The sequence below is a fragment of the Aerococcus tenax genome (assembly GCF_003286645.3).
Classification (GTDB): domain Bacteria; phylum Bacillota; class Bacilli; order Lactobacillales; family Aerococcaceae; genus Aerococcus; species Aerococcus tenax.
On the sequence record NZ_CP127382.2, the window covers coordinates 491,934 to 511,543 of the forward strand.

15 protein-coding genes are annotated in these 19,610 nt (G+C 44.1%); 12 read left to right on the plus strand and 3 right to left on the minus strand.

Translation table 11 applies throughout. The annotated features are described in order from the left end of the window. Window position 1: 1 nt before the first annotated feature. Both DBT50_RS02235 and holA read left to right on the plus strand, forming a co-directional pair. The gene (locus DBT50_RS02235; protein WP_111851816.1) at window positions 2–2,326 is read left to right on the plus strand and encodes a DNA internalization-related competence protein ComEC/Rec2; all 2,325 of its coding nucleotides are present in this window, start codon (window positions 2–4) and stop codon (window positions 2,324–2,326) included. Between the two features lie 61 nt (window positions 2,327–2,387). Next, complete coding sequence (holA, locus tag DBT50_RS02240) at window positions 2,388–3,407, plus strand: DNA polymerase III subunit delta (RefSeq protein ID WP_111851815.1); 1,020 nt, start codon at window positions 2,388–2,390, stop codon at window positions 3,405–3,407. 75 nt (window positions 3,408–3,482) lie between these two features. Here the strand turns inward: holA and rpsT are convergent, their stop codons facing one another. Further along, window positions 3,483–3,737 (minus strand): 30S ribosomal protein S20, encoded by a 255-nt coding sequence (gene rpsT, locus DBT50_RS02245; RefSeq protein WP_060777862.1) that lies wholly within the window; start codon window positions 3,735–3,737, stop codon window positions 3,483–3,485. A 181-nt stretch (window positions 3,738–3,918) separates the two neighbouring features. Between rpsT and uvrB the strand changes: the two genes are divergently transcribed. Next, entirely contained in the window at window positions 3,919–5,913 is a 1,995-nt protein-coding gene (gene uvrB, locus DBT50_RS02250) for an excinuclease ABC subunit UvrB (protein WP_013668746.1), read from the plus strand. 128 nt (window positions 5,914–6,041) lie between these two features. On the opposite strand, the gene DBT50_RS02255 is transcribed toward uvrB, so the two are convergent. Continuing rightward, window positions 6,042–6,932 (minus strand): phosphatase PAP2 family protein, encoded by an 891-nt coding sequence (locus DBT50_RS02255; RefSeq protein ID WP_111851814.1) that lies wholly within the window; start codon window positions 6,930–6,932, stop codon window positions 6,042–6,044. A 224-nt stretch (window positions 6,933–7,156) separates the two neighbouring features. Here DBT50_RS02255 and rpsO point away from each other — a divergent pair, with 224 nt between their 5' ends. The 6 genes from rpsO to cls all read left to right on the plus strand — a co-directional run bounded on the left by rpsO (window position 7,157) and on the right by cls (window position 15,201). Further along, window positions 7,157–7,426, plus strand: coding sequence for a 30S ribosomal protein S15 (rpsO, locus tag DBT50_RS02260; RefSeq protein ID WP_013668480.1), 270 nt, complete (start codon window positions 7,157–7,159; stop codon window positions 7,424–7,426). Between the two features lie 174 nt (window positions 7,427–7,600). Then, entirely contained in the window at window positions 7,601–9,721 is a 2,121-nt protein-coding gene (gene pnp, locus DBT50_RS02265; protein ID WP_111851813.1) for a polyribonucleotide nucleotidyltransferase, read from the plus strand. Between the two features lie 294 nt (window positions 9,722–10,015). After that, window positions 10,016–11,059, plus strand: a complete 1,044-nt coding sequence (locus tag DBT50_RS02270) for an aspartate-semialdehyde dehydrogenase (protein WP_111851812.1) — start codon at window positions 10,016–10,018, stop codon at window positions 11,057–11,059. Between the two features lie 96 nt (window positions 11,060–11,155). Next, entirely contained in the window at window positions 11,156–12,976 is a 1,821-nt protein-coding gene (locus DBT50_RS02275) for a ribonuclease J (RefSeq protein WP_111821337.1), read from the plus strand. A 19-nt stretch (window positions 12,977–12,995) separates the two neighbouring features. After that, window positions 12,996–13,601, plus strand: a complete 606-nt coding sequence (locus tag DBT50_RS02280; protein WP_111851811.1) for an energy-coupled thiamine transporter ThiT — start codon at window positions 12,996–12,998, stop codon at window positions 13,599–13,601. Window positions 13,602–13,740: 139 nt separating this feature from the next. Then, window positions 13,741–15,201, plus strand: coding sequence for a cardiolipin synthase (cls, locus tag DBT50_RS02285; RefSeq protein WP_111851810.1), 1,461 nt, complete (start codon window positions 13,741–13,743; stop codon window positions 15,199–15,201). A 240-nt stretch (window positions 15,202–15,441) separates the two neighbouring features. On the opposite strand, the gene DBT50_RS02290 is transcribed toward cls, so the two are convergent. Next, a complete protein-coding gene (locus DBT50_RS02290; protein ID WP_111851809.1) occupies window positions 15,442–15,822 on the minus strand; it encodes a hypothetical protein in 381 nt (126 codons plus the stop codon). 347 nt (window positions 15,823–16,169) lie between these two features. Between DBT50_RS02290 and gmk the strand changes: the two genes are divergently transcribed. The 3 genes from gmk to priA all read left to right on the plus strand — a co-directional run bounded on the left by gmk (window position 16,170) and on the right by priA (window position 19,580). Then, window positions 16,170–16,796 carry a guanylate kinase gene (gmk, locus tag DBT50_RS02295; protein ID WP_111853064.1) on the plus strand — a complete coding sequence of 209 codons (627 nt, stop codon included), beginning with the start codon at window positions 16,170–16,172 and terminating at the stop codon, window positions 16,794–16,796. Window positions 16,797–16,798: 2 nt separating this feature from the next. After that, on the plus strand, window positions 16,799–17,023 hold the full coding sequence (gene rpoZ / locus DBT50_RS02300) for a DNA-directed RNA polymerase subunit omega (RefSeq protein ID WP_013669681.1): 225 nt from the start codon (window positions 16,799–16,801) through the stop codon (window positions 17,021–17,023). Window positions 17,024–17,147: 124 nt separating this feature from the next. Next, window positions 17,148–19,580 (plus strand): primosomal protein N', encoded by a 2,433-nt coding sequence (gene priA / locus DBT50_RS02305; protein WP_111851808.1) that lies wholly within the window; start codon window positions 17,148–17,150, stop codon window positions 19,578–19,580. Window positions 19,581–19,610 lie beyond the last annotated feature (30 nt).

Consider the following 19,610-nt stretch of genomic DNA (forward strand, 5'->3'; position numbering starts at 1 on the left):
GATGAAGACGAAGATTTTTTGGTTAGCCTTGGGCCTCCTCTTACTGACTGCTCTCATGCTGGCGCCATCAGTCTGGACGCTGATTTTCTACCTCTGGTACTGGGGACGGGTGATTGCCTTAAAGGAGAAGGGACTGGTCAAGTGGCTACTTGTCAGTCACTGTCTGATGGCTGCCTATCTTTATCTCCTTAGTCAAAGAACGTCTCATTTTACTGGAGGAGAAGCTGCTTTAACTTTAGAAGTGGCTATCGATAGCTTGAAGGTGGAAGGCGACTTAGTCCAATTTCAAGGCCAAGAAGTGGCAACGGGAGAAAAATTTCAAGTCTTTTATTACTTAAAATCTGAGGCTGAGCAAGCGGCTTGGCTAAATCAAGGGCGATCCTTTCAAGTAAACCTCCTAGGCCAATTAACTCTTCCTGGAGGTCAGCGTAATTTTCATGGCTTTGACTACCAGGCCTATTTAAGCAGGCAAGAGATTTATTGGGTCTTTGAGGTAGAGACGGCTCAGGGACTGGCTGATTTACCCTATTGGTCTTATTTTTGGCCCAACCTCCGCCAGAGCATCTATACCTATTTACAGGGATTAGACTTAGGAATCTTGGCGTATTATTTCCAGGCCTTATTCCTGAATGATAAGTCAAGCATTGATCCTTCTGCCATGGCTGCCTACCAGGAAATTGGGATTATTCATTTATTTTCCTTGTCGGGTTTTCATGTTAACTATTTATTAGCCCTTTTGAAGCGGTCACTTCTCCGCCTGGGGGTCTTAGTAGAATACTATCAATGGATTGCTTTAATCGTTTTACTACTTTATGGCTGTTTACTCGGCTTACCTTATGGGATGATTCGGGCTATTGGGTCTTATCTATACGCCTTTATTCAAAGAAAAACTGATCGACCTGTCGATCCCTGGGCTGGACTCGCCTGGTCGGTAGTGTTTATCCTCCTTATTCATCCCCAGGCGATTTTTTCTTTAGGTTTTCAGTTGTCCTATGCCCTAACTGCCACCCTATTAATCATTAAACAAGCGCCACCCTTTAAGCATGCTTGGCAGGAAGAGTTCATCTTCTCCCTGGCCTGTACTTTGGTCACCATTCCTTTTCTCATTGTCAGTCAGGCTGGTTTCTCTTGGTTAGCCTTGTGGGTCAATTACTTTTATTCCTGGCTATTTTCCGTCTGTCTCTTTCCAGGTCTTCTCCTGGTAGTGGGCTTAGGGATAGGAGGATTAGGTTGGCTAGTGCCTCTAGTAGCCTTGCCCCTGACCTGGGTGATCCTTCATCTAGAGAAGTTGTCGGTCTTTTTTAGTGACCTGCCCGGATTTTACTGGCTAACTGGCCATATGCCCTTTGTCTTTATCCTGTTATATTGTTTGGTGCTCGCTTATTGGTTAGACCGGCAAGTCTTAGCTTACAGGAAAGGACGGGGCTGGTTGGCCTTGACTTTGGCTCTCTTAGGCTTATATCTTTTCCCATATTTATCCCCTCTAGGGCAAGTAGCTGTCTTAGATATTGGTCAAGGGGATTGTATCCTCGTCAAACCGCCGTTTTCTGCCTCGGCCTACCTGATTGATGCAGCTGGCAGACCCACTTTCCCAAAAGAAGACTGGCAAAAGCGACCCAGACGGACCTTGTTTGAAAGTCAGATCCAGCCTGCCTTAGCCGCCCAGGGAGTTCGCTCACTAGCCGGGCTATTCTTGACCCATGGCGACTTTGACCACTATGGCTCGGCACCTGAAATTATTAAGCAGATTTCCGTTGACACCCTTTATTTACCTATTGGCATGCAGGAAGATCATGAAGTTCTAACCATCTTGGATCAGGCGCTCAAAGCCAGTAAGAATCCCCATATCCAAGTGTTCTGGCTCCAAGCCAGCCAAAGTCTGAGTCTCAGTCGGTCCATGGCCCTAGAGGTCTTGATGCCAGAAGAGGCAGGAGCAGGGAAAAACGAAGATTCCTTAGCCATGTTAGGGGCCATGGGTCCCTTGACTTTTCTCTTTACAGGGGATATTGACGGGGAGGCTGAGGCACAAATGGCAGAAAAGATAAAAGGCCCGATCGATGTCTTGAAGGTAGCCCACCACGGCTCTGACCATTCCAGCCCTAGTGACTTAATCGCTCTCTGGCAACCGCGATACGCCTTGATTTCAGTGGGAGAGAATAACCGCTACGGCCATCCCAGTGACCGGGTTCTCGATGATCTATCTAGGGTTCAGGCGACGACTTTTCGGACTGACCGGGATGGGGCTATCCATTATTTTTACTTGGGAAGGCATTATGATTTTAAGACGGTAAAAGCAGCGGGGGAAGAAGATTCTATTGGAGAATGACTTGTTTAATGACAAAGTCGGCCTTGTCAGTTAAAATAGATGGGATGTGAGGAGGGGCGTCATGACTTTTCAAAGCACGATACAGAAAATAAAAGCAGGACAAGTGGATCCTATCTACCTCTTACTAGGGGAGGAGAAGTTTTTGATCCAAGAATTTGAAAATCAGTTAAGCCGAGCGGTCATTGGGGACCAAGAAGCGGTCAGTGATTTCAACTTTGTCCGCTTAGACTTAGAAGAACATTCCTTAGAAGAGGCCTTAGTCGAGGCCAACACCATTTCTTTTTTCTCTGAGCCCAAGATTATCTGGCTGACCCAGCCGGCTTTTTTAAGTACAGAAAAAGGGAAGAAGGAGGAAAATACCCAAGCCCTCTTGGATTATATGGCTGAACCGGCTCCTGACGTGACCCTGGTCTTTGTTTGTGACTTTGAGAAATTAGACGGCCGCAAGAAGGTGGTTAAGCAGTTAAAAAAAGCCGCCAATCTGGTCGATGTTTCCTTGGCGGATGAGGCGACTACGACTAACTACATCAAGGACTATGTCAGAAATGCGGGCTACTTGATGGATCGTTCGGTATTACAGCTGTTTTTGGAAAGAACCAACTATCAGCTATCGAGTGCCATGAATGAATTGGAGAAGCTCTTTCTCTTTGTGGGTCAGGAAGACCGTATCACTAAGCACGATGTCGAGACCGTGGTGTCGCCTTCCTTGGATAATAATATCTTCCACTTGACTGACTATGTCATGGCCCACCGCCTGGAAGCGGCCTTGGACTTGTATCGGACCCTGATCCAGGAAAAACACCAGCCCATTGCGATTTTAGCTCTCTTAGAGGCTAACTTCCGTCTCTTTAGCCAGATTGCTCTGCTATCCCGTTCAGGTTATGACCAAGGGGCTATTGCTAAGTCTTTAGGGGCCCATCCTTACCGGGTCAAGATGAGTATGAAACAAATGCGCTCCTACGATGGCCAGCAATTATTGGCGGCTTACCAGGACTTGGTGGAGTTGGATTATGAGATTAAGTCAGGCCAGGTAGACCCTAACTTAGGCATTGAATGGTTTATCTTGCGCTTTGCGGCCTAGTCAGAGATAAAAAAATACACAAAAAAACACCGCTTCTTCAACGGCTTAGGCCAGTTAAGAGAAGCGGTGGCTTTTTTATTTGTTTAATTTTTGAGCCATACGTGAATTAATACGGCTTGCTTTATTAGCGTGGATTAAGTTCTTAGAAACTGCTTGGTCCACTAATTTTTGAGCATGTTGGTGTAATTCTTCGACGTTGTCTGCGCCTTCTTGGACAGCAGTTTCGAAACGTTTAATAGCGGTACGCATTTCGCTGACTTTTGCAGAGTTTACTGCAGCGTTCTTTTCGTTTTGACGTACGCGTTTAATAGCTGATGCAATGTTTGCCATGGAGTCCACCTCTTTCTTTTTTCGCTTTTTCAAGTGAACAGGTCACTAACATGAATATTATACAGAAATTTGACCAGGCTGGCAAGAGAAATTTTACTTAGTCCTTGGAAGCTTAAAATAGGGTTTAGGTCCTAGTCGTGATAAACTAGATAGGAGAAAAGAAAAAATGGAGTGAAGTAAAGTGGACGGCAAGTTTGAATTAGTATCATCCTACCAACCCAGTGGGGACCAACCCCAAGCCATCAAAAAACTGGTTGAAGGGGTGGAAAATAACGATAAGGCCCAGGTCCTCTTGGGCGGTACTGGGACCGGGAAGACCTTTACCATGGCTAATGTCATTGCGGAAACCAACCGGCCGACCTTGGTCTTAGCCCATAATAAAACCTTAGCGGGGCAACTGTATTCAGAGCTCAAGGAATTCTTCCCCCATAACGCAGTCGAATACTTTGTCTCTTACTATGACTACTACCAACCGGAGGCCTATGTGCCCTCGAGCGATTCCTATATTGAAAAATCGGCCTCAGTCAATGATGAGATTGATAAGCTCCGCCACTCAGCCACCTCATCGATTTTGGAACGCCGTGATACCATCATTGTGGCTTCGGTGTCCTGTATCTACGGTTTAGTGGACCCAATGGAATATAAAAACCATGTCCTTTCTATCCGCCAAGGCCAAGAAGTTGACCGTAACGACTTTATGCGGCGTTTGGTGGATATGCAGTATGAGCGTAATGACATTGAGTTCCGCCGTGGGACTTTCCGGGTACGCGGGGATGTGGTGGAAGTCTTCCTGCCTTCCCGCGATAGTGAAGCCATCCGGGTAGAGTTCTTTGGCGATGAAATTGATCGGATTCGTCAAGTTGATGTTTTGACCGGTGAAGTCAAAAATGACGTCAAACACTATCCCATCTATCCGGCCACTCACTTTGTGGTTGATTATAACAAGATGCAAAGAGCGGTTGACTCCATTGAGGCTGAATTGGAAGTTCAATTGAAGAAGTTTAATGATGAAGGCAAACTCTTAGAAGCCCAACGTCTGGAACAGAGAACTCGCTATGATATCGAAATGCTATTAGAAATGGGCTATTGTAACGGGATTGAGAACTATTCCCGCCATATGGACGGTCGGGCTCCTGGTCAACCCCCATATACCTTGCTTGATTTCTTCCCTGACGATTACCTACTCATGGTTGATGAATCCCACATGACCATGCCCCAAGTGCGTGGTATGTACAACGGCGACAAGGCCCGCAAGGAACAGTTAGTCGATTATGGTTTCCGCCTGCCTAGTGCCTTAGACAACCGGCCTTTGAAATTAGCTGAATTTGAAGAACGGGTCAACCAAGCTATCTATGTTTCCGCTACCCCTGGAGACTATGAAATTGAGAAGTCTAATGGCGAAGTGGTGGAACAAATTATCCGGCCAACCGGTCTCTTAGATCCCAAAGTGGAAGTTCGCCCGATTAAGGGTCAAATTGATGACTTGATTAGTGAAATTAATGAGCGAGTCGATAGAGGCGACCGGGTCTTTGTCACCACTCTGACCAAGAAAATGTCAGAAGACCTGACCGATTACTTAGAAGAGGTCGGCATCAAGGTGAAATACCTACACTCGGATATTAAAACCCTCGAGCGGACCGAGATTATCCGTGACCTCCGTCTGGGCGTCTTCGATGTTCTGGTGGGGATTAACCTCCTGCGGGAAGGGATCGATGTGCCAGAAGTGTCTCTGGTGATTATTTTAGACGCGGACAAGGAAGGCTTCCTCCGTAATGAGCGGTCGCTGATTCAAACCATTGGCCGGGCTGCTCGTAATGAAAATGGCCATGTGATTATGTATGCTGATACCGTGACCGGGTCCATGCAGGCAGCCATTGATGAAACTGCTAGACGTCGGGCGATTCAAGAGGCTTATAATGAAGAACATCACATCACCCCGAAAACCATCCAAAAAGAAATTCGTGATTCCATCCGCATTACTACCGCAGTGAACAATGCAGAAGAAAATGAATCGCTCATGGATACCATCCGGGGCATGAACCGCAATGAAAAAGAAGAAGCTGTCCACAATGTGGAATTAGAAATGCGTCAAGCCGCTAAAGACCTGAATTTTGAGAAAGCGGCTGAATTGCGGGATATTATCTTAGAACTCAAAGCGGAATATAAGATAAAATGATATTACTCAATTATATAAACTATGCTTATTAACAGTAAAAAAGTAAATAACCATAAAAGAATAGCTCCCCTTTGCCTAATTTAGCAAAGAGGAGCTATTTCCTCTTCAGATTTATCTTTTGTTTTTGACTAGTCCTTATTGTCATCACTAGGGTCAGGCTCTGCTTCCAATTTCTCTAAATCGTCAGCTAAGTCTTGGCCCTCAGCAGTGTCTAAGCTAGTGATGAAGCGGTCCTGTGTGTCTGGATCCTCACTCTTACTGTGGATAACATGGAGCTGGGGCGTGGATTCTTCCTCTTCAGCTGGATCAGGACTTTCTGGTTCATCTCCCCAGTCTTCGGCTTGCTCGCCTTCTTGGTCAGTTGGCTCATCTTTAATAGCCCTCGGAAAAGCAGGTAAGAGAGTGCTGGATAAGCTTAACCAGGCTACCCCTAAGGATAAGCCGGCCACGATGTCGGAAAAATAATGAACGCCAAGATAGACCCGGCTGAGGGCAATGGCTAGGCAGAGGATCCCTGCAGCAATTCCTAAAATTTGTCGCTTCTTGTAAGAACGGACAAAGTAAAAAGCAATTAAGCACAAGCCCCCATACATTAAGACGCTCCCCATGGAATGGGCGCTAGGGAAGGAATAACCGCCTTGTTCAATAAGGGGTTGGATGAAACTAGGGCGTGGACGTTTCACAATATACTTAATACTTTGGTTACCGAGCAGGACACCAAGAATAAGTTGGCTAGAAAACCAAATCCCTAGGAAACGGTACCTGAAGTAATAGAGAATGGCACTGATAATGAGGGCGACAATAATAATATAAACCGTGGTCCCCATTTCGGTGAAGTAAGTGACAAAGGTCTGCCACCACTGAGGCCCCCAAGCAAATAGTGCTCCGCCAATCGCCTGATCAGCCCCTTGGATAAAGGCAGGATGGATGGCTGCCGTTAAACAAATTAAGGCGAAGGGGATCAAGGCAAGTAGCGAGCCGAGTAAATGGGGGAAGAATGTTCGATCTAAATGTTTCATAAGACTTCTCCTTTATTATAATTATCTTTATTTTAAGTGAAAAACTGGAAAAAGGCCAAAAATTGATGGTAATGTCGAGTAAAATTAGGGATATTTCTTGCAAGTTTAACCGATTTCTCGTATAATGACTGCTGTGCTATAGCACAACCATTTTCTTGGTCAGCCGAATCACCAACGGCTTACTCAGACTATGGAAGAATACAAGAGAAAGAAAGGTGAATATAATGGCATTAACTAAAGAAGAAAAAGACGCTATTATCGAAAAATACGCAACACATGAAGGGGATACTGGTTCTGCTGAAGTACAAATTGCTTTATTAACTGCAGATATCAACAACCTTAACGAACACGCTAAAACTCACAAGAAAGACCACCATTCCTACCGTGGTTTAATGAAGAAAATCGGTCACCGTCGTAACTTACTAGCTTACTTACGTAACAAAGACGTTACTCGTTACCGTAACTTGATTAAGAGTTTAGGTTTACGTCGTTAATTGAAGCGAACGGGTTCCAAGCCCACAAAAAGCGAGATTCTTTGGAGTCTCGCTTTTTTTAAAGTAAAATTGAGATAAAGCCCCTATATTGACCTCTTACTAATCAAAGTTATGTGCTTTAGAAAAAACATATAACCTTGCTTAGTAGGTGGTTGGGGTAGAAAAGGAGTAAATATGTCTGAAAAACAAGTATTTAAAATGAATTGGGCGGGCCGTCCGCTCCAAATCGAAGTCGGTCAACTGGCTAAACAGGCTAATGCTGCGGCCCTGGTCCGCTACGGAGATACTGTCGTTTTAACCGCTGTTGTTGGGGCTAAGGAAGCCAAAGAAGGCCAAGATTTCTTTCCTCTTACAGTGAATTATGAAGAAAAACAATATGCTGCTGGTAAAATTCCAGGCGGCTTCATTAAAAGAGAAGGCCGGCCAACTGAACATGCCACTTTAACTGCCCGTTTGATTGACCGTCCCATCCGGCCCATGTTCCCCGAAGGTTTCAAAAATGAAGTCCAAGTGATTAACACCGTCATGTCCGTAGATAATGACTGTAGCCCAGAAATGGCGGCGATGTTAGGGTCTTCCGTGGCCTTAACCATTTCGGATATTCCTTTTGATGGCCCTATTGCGGGAGTCAATGTGGGCCGTGTAGATGGCAACTTAGTGATTAACCCAACCCTAGACCAACAAGCCCAATCTGATTTGGAATTGACTGTTGCTGGGACTCAAACGGCTATTAATATGGTGGAATCCTCTGCCCAAGAATTAAGTGAAGAAGAAATGTTAGAAGCCTTGATGTTTGGTCATGCCAACATTAAGGAACTTTGCTACTTCCAAGAAGAGATCCGTCAAGCAGTCGGCCAAGAAAAAATGCCTTTTGAAGCGGAAGCTTTTGCTCCAGAAACTGAAGCGGAAGTCTATACTCGCTACCATCAAAAAATGGTTGACGCCATCCAAATCTTTGACAAGTTGGAACGTGAAGAGGGCGTTCAAGCGGTTAAGGACGAAATGATTGAGTTTTACGATAGCCAATTCTTAGATGACGAAGACTTTGTCGCTAAACATAATCAAATTGTGGCCCTAGCTGATAAGTTAGAGTATGACGAAGTTCGCCGTCTAATTACCGAAGACAAGGTCCGTCCTGATGGGCGTAAGATTGACGAAATTCGTCCCCTCTCTTCCGAAGTAGGGCTCTTGCCACGGGTTCATGGGTCTGGTTTATTTACCCGGGGACAAACCCAAGTTCTCTCCGCATGTACCCTAGCGCCCCTATCTGAATACCAACCCTTGGATGGGATTAGTCCTGAAACCGAACGTCACTTCATCCACCACTACAACTTCCCTCAATATTCAGTGGGGTCAACCGGTCGTTACGGTTCACCAGGTCGTCGGGAAATTGGTCACGGGGAATTAGGTCACCGGGCCTTACAAAGAGTGATCCCTTCCCAAGAGGCATTCCCTTATACCATTCGTTTAGTGGCTGAAGTCTTAGAATCTAATGGGTCTTCTTCCCAAGCTTCTATTTGTGCAGGGACGCTGGCCTTGATGGATGCTGGTGTGCCGATCAAAGCACCCGTAGCGGGGATCGCTATGGGCTTGATTATGGACCAAGAAGATAACAATAAATATACTATTCTAACCGATATCCAAGGCCTCGAAGACCACTTAGGCGATATGGACTTTAAGGTAGCCGGAACCAGACAAGGGATTACCGCCTTGCAAATGGATATTAAAATCAAAGGAATCACTGAAGATATCCTCCGTGAATCCCTAGCCCAAGCTAAAGTTGCCCGGATGCAACTGCTTGACCATCTCCAAGGTACCTTGGATGCGCCACGTGACCATCTCAGCCCTTATGCACCGAAGATTAAGATGATTCAAATTAAACCTGAAAAGATCGGTGAAGTCATCGGCAAGGGTGGCGAAACCATCGATAAGATTATCGAAGCTACCGGAGTCAAGATTGATATCGATGACGATGGCCAAGTAAGTATTTCTTCCAGTGATGAGGCCATGATTGATAAGGCCATTGAAATCATTGAAGAACTCACCTTGGAAATTGAAGTCGGCCAAGTCTTTACTGGAACCGTTACTCGGATTGAGAAATTTGGCGCCTTCGTCCAATTAACCCCTAAACAAAACGGGATGGTTCACATTTCTGAACTCCAACATAAACGCACCAATAAGGTTGAAGATGTGGTCCAAATTGGTGACCAAGTCAAAGTTAAAGTCATTGAAGTCGATAACCGTGGTCGGATCAACCTCTCCATGAAGGCTTTGACCGACAAAGACGCTGAATAAGTTTATTTTTTTATAAAGGAAGGCTGGGACAAAAGTTCTAGCCTTTTTTAGTAGCAAGGATCTAATCAAAACCTGCTCCAAGCGCAGAGCAAGCGTTCGCTTCAGGAAATCACGAAAAATTTTCTTTAAAAATTTTTACATCCTTTTCTTCCAACGATCTTGCTCTTTGGCACGCTTGCCGCACTCTTTTTTGTCTATTGATACTTTACAATGAAGTTAATTTGTGAAAGCCTTGATAATTTGGTAAAATGAGTTATAAGCTTGATCAAACATGAAAATAGAGGGAGTGTAAACATGACAAAGAAATATAATATCGCTATTGTTGGTGCGACTGGAGCTGTGGGCGAACAACTCCGTTATTTATTAGCGCAATCCAAGATTCCTTATGACAAGGTGCGCTTACTGGCTTCTAGCCGTTCTGCTGGAAAAGAATTAAGCGTAGGCGATGAAAAATATACTGTAGAAGAATTAACTGCTGATTCTTTTGAAGGTATCGATATTGCCTTTTTCTCAGCTGGTGGCGATCGGTCTAAGGAATTTGCGCCTAAGGCCGTTGAAGCTGGAGCAGTTGTGGTGGATAACACCAGCGCCTACCGGATGGATGAAGACACTCCTTTGATTGTCCCAGAGGTTAATCAAGAAGCCATGGATAACCACCACGGTCTCATCGCCAATCCTAACTGTTCAACCATTCAAATGGTGATGGCCTTAAGACCAATTGAAAAGGCTTTTGGCTTAAAGCGGGTCATTGTGTCGACCTATCAAGCGGTTTCTGGTGCAGGGACTCGAGCTGTTCTGGAAATGGAAAATCAATTTCGCGATATCTTATCCGGTGATTCGATTGACGAACCTAAAATTTTACCGGTAGCTGGTGATGAAAAACATTATCAAATGGCCTTCAATGTCCTGGCGCAAATTGATAAGTTCCAAGATAATCACTACACCTTTGAAGAAATGAAGATGACCAATGAAACCAAGAAAATCCTAGGTCGTCCTGATTTACCTGTTTCAGCAACCTGTGTCCGAGTACCAGTCGTTAAAGGTCACGCCGAATCCGTTTATATCGAAATTGACCGTGATGATGTGACCATTGAGGACTTGATGGCTGTTTTAGACCAAGCAGACAATGTGATTGTGGAAGATGACGTGAAGCAACAAGTCTATCCGCAACCCGTTAATGCAGTCAATCGTCCTGAAACCTTTGTGGGACGGATTCGCCAAGACTTGGATGTGAAGAATGGCTTCCATCTATGGATCGTTTCCGATAATTTATGGAAGGGTGCGGCTTATAATTCCATCGAGATTGCCGAAACCTTAATTGCTCGGAATTTGATCTAAAAACTATAAAAGATGAAGTGAGCATCTTTACCAATAGGTTATAAAGATGCTTCTTTCCTTTATAAAGAATTTTTGTAAGAAGAAAGAGGAGTTGTAATGAGTGGAATAAGTATTATTCCATTGGGTGGTGTTCGTGAAGATGGTAAGAACATGTACCTGGTCGAAGTCAATGATAAGATCTTTATCTTGGACTGTGGCCTAATCTTCCCACCTGATGAAATGTTAGGGGTCGATATCATGATCCCTGATTTTACCTATGTCATCGAACACAAGGATAAGGTAGCTGGGGTCTTTTTGAGCCACGGCCATGCTGATGCGATTGGGGCCCTGCCTTATCTCTTAAAAGAGGTTAATGTTCCTGTCTTTGGGACGGAATTGACCATTGAATTAGCTAAGATCAATTGTAAGAAGCGTGGGGTGAAGAACTTCAAAGACTTCTACGTGATCGATGATTCTAACGAGATTGATTTTGATGATGCTGTGGTTAAGTTCTTCAGTACGACCCACACGGTCCCAGAATCATTGGGGATTGCAGTCCAAACTGAAGAAGGCAGCATCGTCTATACCGGGGACTTCAAATTTGATTTGACGGTTGGTGATGGTTATAAGACCAGCTTTAACCGCATTGGCGAAATTGCCTCATCTGGCGTAATTGCCCTCTTGAGTGATTCCCAACATGCGGATTCCTATTTTGAGAATACCTCGGAAGAAAAACTGGAACAGGCCATTTTAAAGGAAGTGGACAAGGCTAGTGGACGGGTCGTCTTAGCCACGGTGGATAGTAATATATTACGGATCCAACAAGTCTTAAATGTGGCGCGGGCAACTAACCGCCATGTCTTCTTATCAGGCGACCAAATTGAAGAAATTATCGATGTGGCCATTCGCTTGAACAAGCTCACCATCCCTTCCAAGAACCTGATCCAACCTAATGACAATTTAAAGAACTTTGCTGACGATGAAATTATTATCTTGGAGACTGGCGAATACGGGGAAATCCTAACCAATTTACAAGCCATGTCCAAGGGCTCGCACAAGAATATTAAAATTCAAAAGGGCGACTTAGTCTTGATTACTTCGAGTCCATCCGTGGGCTTAGAAACCGTGATGGCTGATACTGAAGATGAGATCTACCGGGCTGGTGGCCATGCCCTCCAAGTCTTATCGGCTTATAAATCCAGTGGTCACGCTTCACCCAAGGATTTGGAAGTCTTGATTGGCCTTTTCAACCCAGACTATGTGGTGCCGGTGTCGGGAGAATACCGTCTCTTACATGCTCACGGCAAAATTGCTCAAAGCCTGGGCTATGATGATGACCATATCTTCCTACTTGAAAAGGGTGACGTCCTTAAATATGAAAAAGGTAAGCTCCGCCTAGCCAGCTCAGTTCCGTCTGAGAATGTCTTGGTTGATGGGAGTGGGGTTGGCGATATTGGTAATATTGTCTTACGTGACCGCCGGATTCTCTCAGAAGATGGGATCTTTGTGATTGTCTTGACCATTTCGAGAAGCCAAGGCAAGATTCTTTCCCAACCGGAAATTATTTCTCGAGGCTTTGTCTTTATGAAGGAAAGTACCGACCTCCTTAACGCCAGCAAGGAACTGGTGCGTGAAGAGGTTGAGAAGGCCTTAGCAGATCCGAAGAACTTTGACTGGGCCGACTTAAAGGGTAAAATTCGGGAAGTAGTGGCTAAATACCTCTACAAGGAAACCAACCGCCGTCCCATGGTCTTACCGGTGATCATGGAATCTTCTCACCGTCGCGGTAAGCGTAACTTCAAGAAAGAAAACCAAAAGAATAGTTCCAATCAAAAGAACAATTCCAACCAAAAAAATAACTCCAAGAAAAATAATAAACCGAATCCAAAAAACAAGCGCAATAAAAATCACAAGCAGAAACAAGATGCGAAATCCTAGCATTAGAAAGGACTAAGTTATGAAATCTTCCCAACGTTTAGTGATTATCGTTGAAGGCTTACTTTACCTAGCCTTAGCTTTTCTTATTCAGTTAATTTTCCCAGCGGTTATTTCCGAGTGGGGAATTGCTTTGAGAATTGGCTATACCTTGCTGATTTACTATGCTTTCAGGCGCGGAAATTTTGCCGGAAGTTTCGCTGGCCTCTTGTTAGGAGCCGTTTCCTGCATTGGACTGGATAACCCGGCTGACCATATCGGTCAAATTATTGGTATGATTATCGCTAGTGGTTGTTTAGGCATTGCGGGTCTCTTTGCCCGTAATTTACAACGGACCTTGCATAATCGCCGGATGGGGTCGGCCTATCTTAACTTGGTAACCGGCACTATCCTGGCATGGCTATCCTATTTCTTAGTACGTTTCCTGACTTATGAATATTTAGTCAGTGATCTTAGCCTAACCACCCAGGTTAACTTCCAACAAAATGCCCTGTCAGCCTTGGTGAATATTGCCCTTAGCCTGATTATCTTGATTGTGATTATGAATGTTTCGGCTAAGAACTTTATCCCTAAAAATACGCCTTATATATCAAGGCGTGAGCGTTCTCGCTTACTGAATGATGATTAAAGCAAATACAGCCCAAGGAAGCTGGAGCACTGGCTCCAGCTCTTTTGCTTATTAGGGGAAGTATGCCTTTTAGTTTTTATTTTTATTTATTGTGAAATTTGCTATAATCTTATTTAGTTTGAGAGAGAGGTTAGGATTTATGACCAATTGGGTAAATATTTTAATTATTGCCATTATTTTAATTAATACGGTGTCGGCGATTTATACGGTTTTTCGCCAAGAGCGGCCAGTAGCGACGATTTGGGCTTGGTTACTTGTCCTAATCTTATTACCGGGACTAGGCTTTGTGATTTACTTTTTCTTGGGAAGGAAAATTTCTGATAAACAGATCTTCCAATTGAATGAGAAGGAAGCCATGGGGATGACCACCCTAGTCAATAAAAACATTGATGACTCGGGCAAACAGCGTTTTATCTCTGACTATGATCCTGAACTGCAAGAATTAATTATCTTGCTTTACCGCTCTAATTTTTCAATTTTAACCGCTAATAATGAGGTTGAAATCTTTGATGAGGGCAAGGAAAAAATTGAAGCCCTCTTAAAGGATATCGCAGCTGCCAAGCATCATATTCATATCCAATACTATATCCTTACTCCTGATGAGGTCGGTAACCGGGTCTTAGACGCCCTGACTAAAAAAGCCCAAGAGGGGGTTGAAGTCAGGCTCCTCTATGATGCCCTAGGAAGTCGTCAGTTAAAGGATAAGGATTTAGAAGCGTTGCGAGCAGCAGGGGGAGTGGCTTCGGCCTTCTTTGGTTACTCGACCTGGATTCAAAATTTCCGCTTGAACTTCCGTAACCACCGCAAAATTGTTGTTATTGACGGGCGGGTTGGCTATATTGGCGGCTTTAATATTGCTAAGGAATATATCGGTAAGGGGCCCTTGGGTTACTGGCGCGATACCCATTTAAGGGTAGTTGGCGAGGCGGTTCAAGCCCTGCAAAGTCGCTTTGTGGTTGACTGGTATGCGTCAACGGACGAGGATACTAGTCTTTTACTGGCTGAACCTGAATTGGCCCATGACTATTTCCCCTTATTCCCGGTTGAAGATAAAGTGCCTATGCAAATTGTTTCCTCGGGACCTGAAGATGAAACCGACCAAATTAAGATGGGTTATTTGAAGATGATCACCATGGCCAGGTCACGGATTTACTTGCACACGCCTTACTTTATTCCGGATTCGCCGATTTTGGAGGCCTTGGAACTTGCTGCCCTGTCAGGTATTGAAGTCCATATTATGATCCCATGTAAGCCGGACCACCCCTTTGTTTATCGGGCCACTGAATACTATAGTAAGGAAGTCTTAGCCTCTGGCGTCCATGTCCACCGTTATGACAAGGGTTTCTTGCATTCCAAGATGATGATTGTGGATGATCGGATTGCCAGTGTGGGGACCGCTAATTTCGATATTCGTTCTTTCCGCTTGAATTTTGAAGTAAATGCCTTTATCTATGATAAGGCGGTGGTGGCTGAATTGATTGCCCAATATGAACGTGACTTAGAGGATTCAACGGTTTTGACCCAAGAATACTTCGACAATCAATCCGGTTGGAAGAAGTTCAAACAAAAGGGCTCTCGTCTCTTGGCACCGATTTTATAAAAATATAATTTAATTTCAAAAGCAAAACGGAAGCTCATTACGGAGGCTCTTTAAGATTAATTGATAAATAAAAACCAGTTTACTCTCTGGGGGATTTCTTAGTGCTTCGCTTAGGAAGGACATCAAGAAAGTGAGTAAACTGGCTTTTTCTTAGTTAAACGATGATTGAGAAGTTATTTTGGTGATGGTAGAAGTTTTTATTTAGTAAAGTACTTGAATCGTTATAAATAAGTGCTCATTCTAGGCGTTGGGTTCCCAGATGGCAAGGATTTCTTGCTTAGGAATCATAAAGTTAACCTCGCTATCGATATCTTCAAAGATAACCATTTGACTTTGGGGATGGGAAGAATATTTTTGAAAATAGCCAAAGAGGGTGTCCTTGGTATACATATTCCCCATATTGCGTCTAACGGTAATGTAGACGGGAAGCTGTTGTTTTTGGTAATCCTTGATCTGACTGGATAGGGCATCATTTCCTGAACTAGGCGCTAGGTCTGTAAGCTTTTCAGCGGGGGTTTTATTAATGGACTGTAACGGTCTAGCGACGTTTGTCTGTGAACTTAACGGGATAATATTATGAATTAAGCTATTCCATGAGAACGATTGACTTGGATTTTGCATCTTAGACCCTCCTTAAATAATAAAAATAAACAATTTCAGAACGTTTGTTCTAACTGATTTATAGTATAGCGAACGTTCGTTCTAGTGTCAAGCGAAATTCGAACAGATTTTTTTTATAGGTGAGAAAGCTTTTAAGTGAAGTAAAATCGCTTCAAAGGGATAAATCTATGCTAAAATGAACTTAACTCTAATAAAGATCGTGTGGCTGCCTGTCTATTCCATGCGACACTTAGTCATGAAAAGAATAAGGACTTTTAATTATTTACTTTATTTAAATAATTTACGACAAGTCTTTTAATTTGTGGTATGATACACTTTATAAACTTTTAAAGGATGAAAGGTGTTCTATGAAATCGAAAGGATTATTGGTTGTGCTTTCAGGACCCTCTGGGGTAGGTAAAGGGACGGTCCGTAAAGCATTATTTGAGACTGATCAAGAAAAAAAGCAATTTTTCTATTCCGTTTCAGCAACTACACGTCAACCACGTGAAGGGGAAGTAGACGGAAAGGATTATTTTTTCGTATCGCGAGAAGAGTTCGAGAAAATGATCGAAGATGAAAAGTTGTTAGAATATGCGGAATATGTAGGAAATTTTTACGGGACACCCCTGGATTACATTGATAAAATGACTAATGCAGGAAAGGATGTCTTCTTAGAAATTGAAGTGCAGGGTGCCTTGCAGGTAAAACGGCGGATGCCTGATGGGGTTTTCATTTTTCTGGCGCCACCAAATTTAAGAGAATTGGAATCACGCATTGTTAACCGGGGAACGGACAGTCCAGAAGTGATTGCGGAACGGATGGACAAGGCTCGTACCGAGTTGCAATTAATGACCCAATATGACTATGTGGTGGAAAATGATGATGTGGATTTAGCGGTAAAACGGATCCAAACCATCATTAAGGCAGAACATTTGAAAGTTGACCGTTTTATTGACGATATTGTTGAGAATTATCTAGGAGAGGGAGATTAATTATGATTATTTATCCATCGATTGATTCTTTGTTAAAGCAAGTAAATTCTAAATATTCTCTGTGTACCATTGCCGCTAAACGGGCCCACGAACTTCAAGAAAACCAAAATCCGATGTTAACAGACTATCATTCTCCTAAGTATGTTGGCCAAGCCTTAGAAGAGATTAATTCTGGTGACTTAGGTATTGATCCAGATTCTTTAGCTAAGGACGAAAGCCTTAACTAATAATAAGCACGAACAAAGATCGGTTAACCGGTCTTTTTTTCGTGCTTAAGAAAACTAGAGATAGTTGGAAGCTGATTTAAGTTTTAGTACAATAGATAGAGAAATAGCGGAAAGGAGAATGGATATGGTCACTGAAAGGACAAGAGTCCCCCGTTTTGCCCGGGTCATTGTTGATGTCCCCACCATGCAGACTGACCATCCCTATGATTATTATATTCCCGACCGCTATCAGGACTTGATTCAGGTGGGGATGCGCGTCCAAGTTCCTTTTGGTGTTCGCCAGGTACTGGCCTATGTGGTGGAATTAACCGCGACCAGTGAATTTGAAGGTGAACTTAAGGAAATCACTAGCCTGCTTGATGACCAAGCGGTTTTAACTCCGGAAATGTTGAATCTGGGTCGAGATATGGCCGAGCATTTGTTTTCTTATGTGGTGACTTGTTACCAAACCATGCTGCCCCGCTTACTGAAGGTGGACTACCATAAGTACTTCGTTCCTAGTGAGACATTGACTTACCAACACCGGCAAAGCTACTTTAGAGACCAGGAAGAAGTGGCTTGGGAGACAGCTGAGGAAGCCGACCAGTTAAAAGACTTGCTAGCTTTAAAAGAGGCAGGCGAGGTCAGTGTTGACTACCGGGTTGCTGACCGCAAACATTATAAAACTGAAAAATGGATCCAACCCTTGATGGATGCAGACCAATTAGAACAGGAGCGCGACCAACTTAGAAAAACTGCTAAAAAGCAGATCCTACTCTGTGAAGTGCTTATGGAACTTGAAGGGCGGCGGGTGAGCGTCAAATGGTTGCGGGAGAATTATGACCTCTCCTTACAAACTATCCGCCGTGGCCAAGATTTCGGCTGGTTAAAGTTATTTGAGGTTGAAGTCAACCGTGATCCCTATGCCGACCGCTATCAAGAAAGAACCCAAGATAAACCCTTAACTGACGATCAGAATCGGGTTTACCAAGAAGTCAAACAGGCGATTAGTGACCAAGTTAATGACACCTATCTCTTGCAAGGGGTGACGGGTAGTGGAAAGACGGAAGTTTACCTGCAATTAATCCGCCAAGCCCTCGACCAAGGGCAAAATGCCATTCTATTGGTACCAGAAATTGCCTTGACCCCACAAATGGTGGCCCAACTGAAGGGGCGCTTTGGAGACTTGGTCGCTGTCCTTCACAGTCAATTAAGCGTTGGCGAGCATTTTGATGAATGGCGGAAGATGCGTCGGGGGGATGCCCGGGTAGTCGTGGGAGCTCGGTCATCGATTTTTGCCCCGATTGATAATATTGGCATCATCATTATTGATGAGGAACATGAGACCACTTATAAACAAGAGGAAGCCCCGCGCTACCATGCCCGGGATGTGGCTAAGTGGCGCGCGTCTTATCATTCCTGTCCCTTACTCTTAGGGTCAGCAACACCCGCCTTAGAGAGTAGGGCCCGAGCCCAAAATGGGGTCTACCACTTGCTTAGTCTCCCTGGACGGATTAACGGTAAGTCTTTACCAGCAGTTGACTTGATCGATATGCGGGAAGAGTTTAAGCATAAAAATTACTATCAATTCTCCCGCTCACTCAAAGAAGCCATCGATCAAACCTTAAGCCAGGGCCAACAAGTGGCCCTCATGCTTAATCGGCGGGGCTATGCTAATTATGTCATGTGTCGGGATTGTGGGTATGTTTTTCAATGTCAAAATTGTGATGTTTCCCTAACCTATCATTATAGTGATCGCAGTTTGCAGTGCCATTATTGTGGCTATAGCCGGCCCTACCCCCAAGTCTGCCCCCTCTGCCAAGGCCAACACTTACGTCCCTTTGGTAGTGGGACGGAAAAGGTTGAAGAAGAGATCTACCAACTCTTTCCTGGTAAGAACTTAGTCAGAATGGACAATGATACCACCCGTAAAAAGGGCGCCCATGAGCGTTTGTTAGCCAAAGTAGCTAGTGGCGAAGCGAATATATTATTGGGAACGCAAATGATAGCTAAGGGATTGGATTTTCCTAATATTACCCTAGTGGGAGTGATCAATGCGGATACTTCCCTCTACTTGCCTGATTTCCGGGCTTCAGAGCGAACCTTTCAGCTCTTAACCCAGGTGAGCGGACGGGCGGGCCGAGGCGACTTAGAAGGACGAGTGATGATCCAAACCTTTAATCCCGACCACTATGCCCTACAACTTGCTAAGCACCATGACTATGACCGCTTCTACCAAAAGGAAATGACCTATCGTAAACTCAACCATTATTCCCCTTATTTCTATACCATCAGATTATCTATCTCACACTTTAATGAAAAAGATGCCCTTAAAGCGGCCTTAACCTTGGCCACTTTACTGCGTGAACGCAGCCAGGGCAGTAAGGACTATGTCATTGGTCCCAGTCAAAATGCCATTTCTCGGATTAAAAACCGTTATTATTATCAAATTTTGTACCAGTACCGCAATCAAGCACACATTCAGCCCCTATTCCAAGAAATCCGTGACTTGGCTCAAGACTGGAGTAAAAAGAAACTCTATGTCTCAATTGATGTAGAACCTTTATCTTTCCTATAGAAAGACAGGGGATATAGATTGCACTGAGGA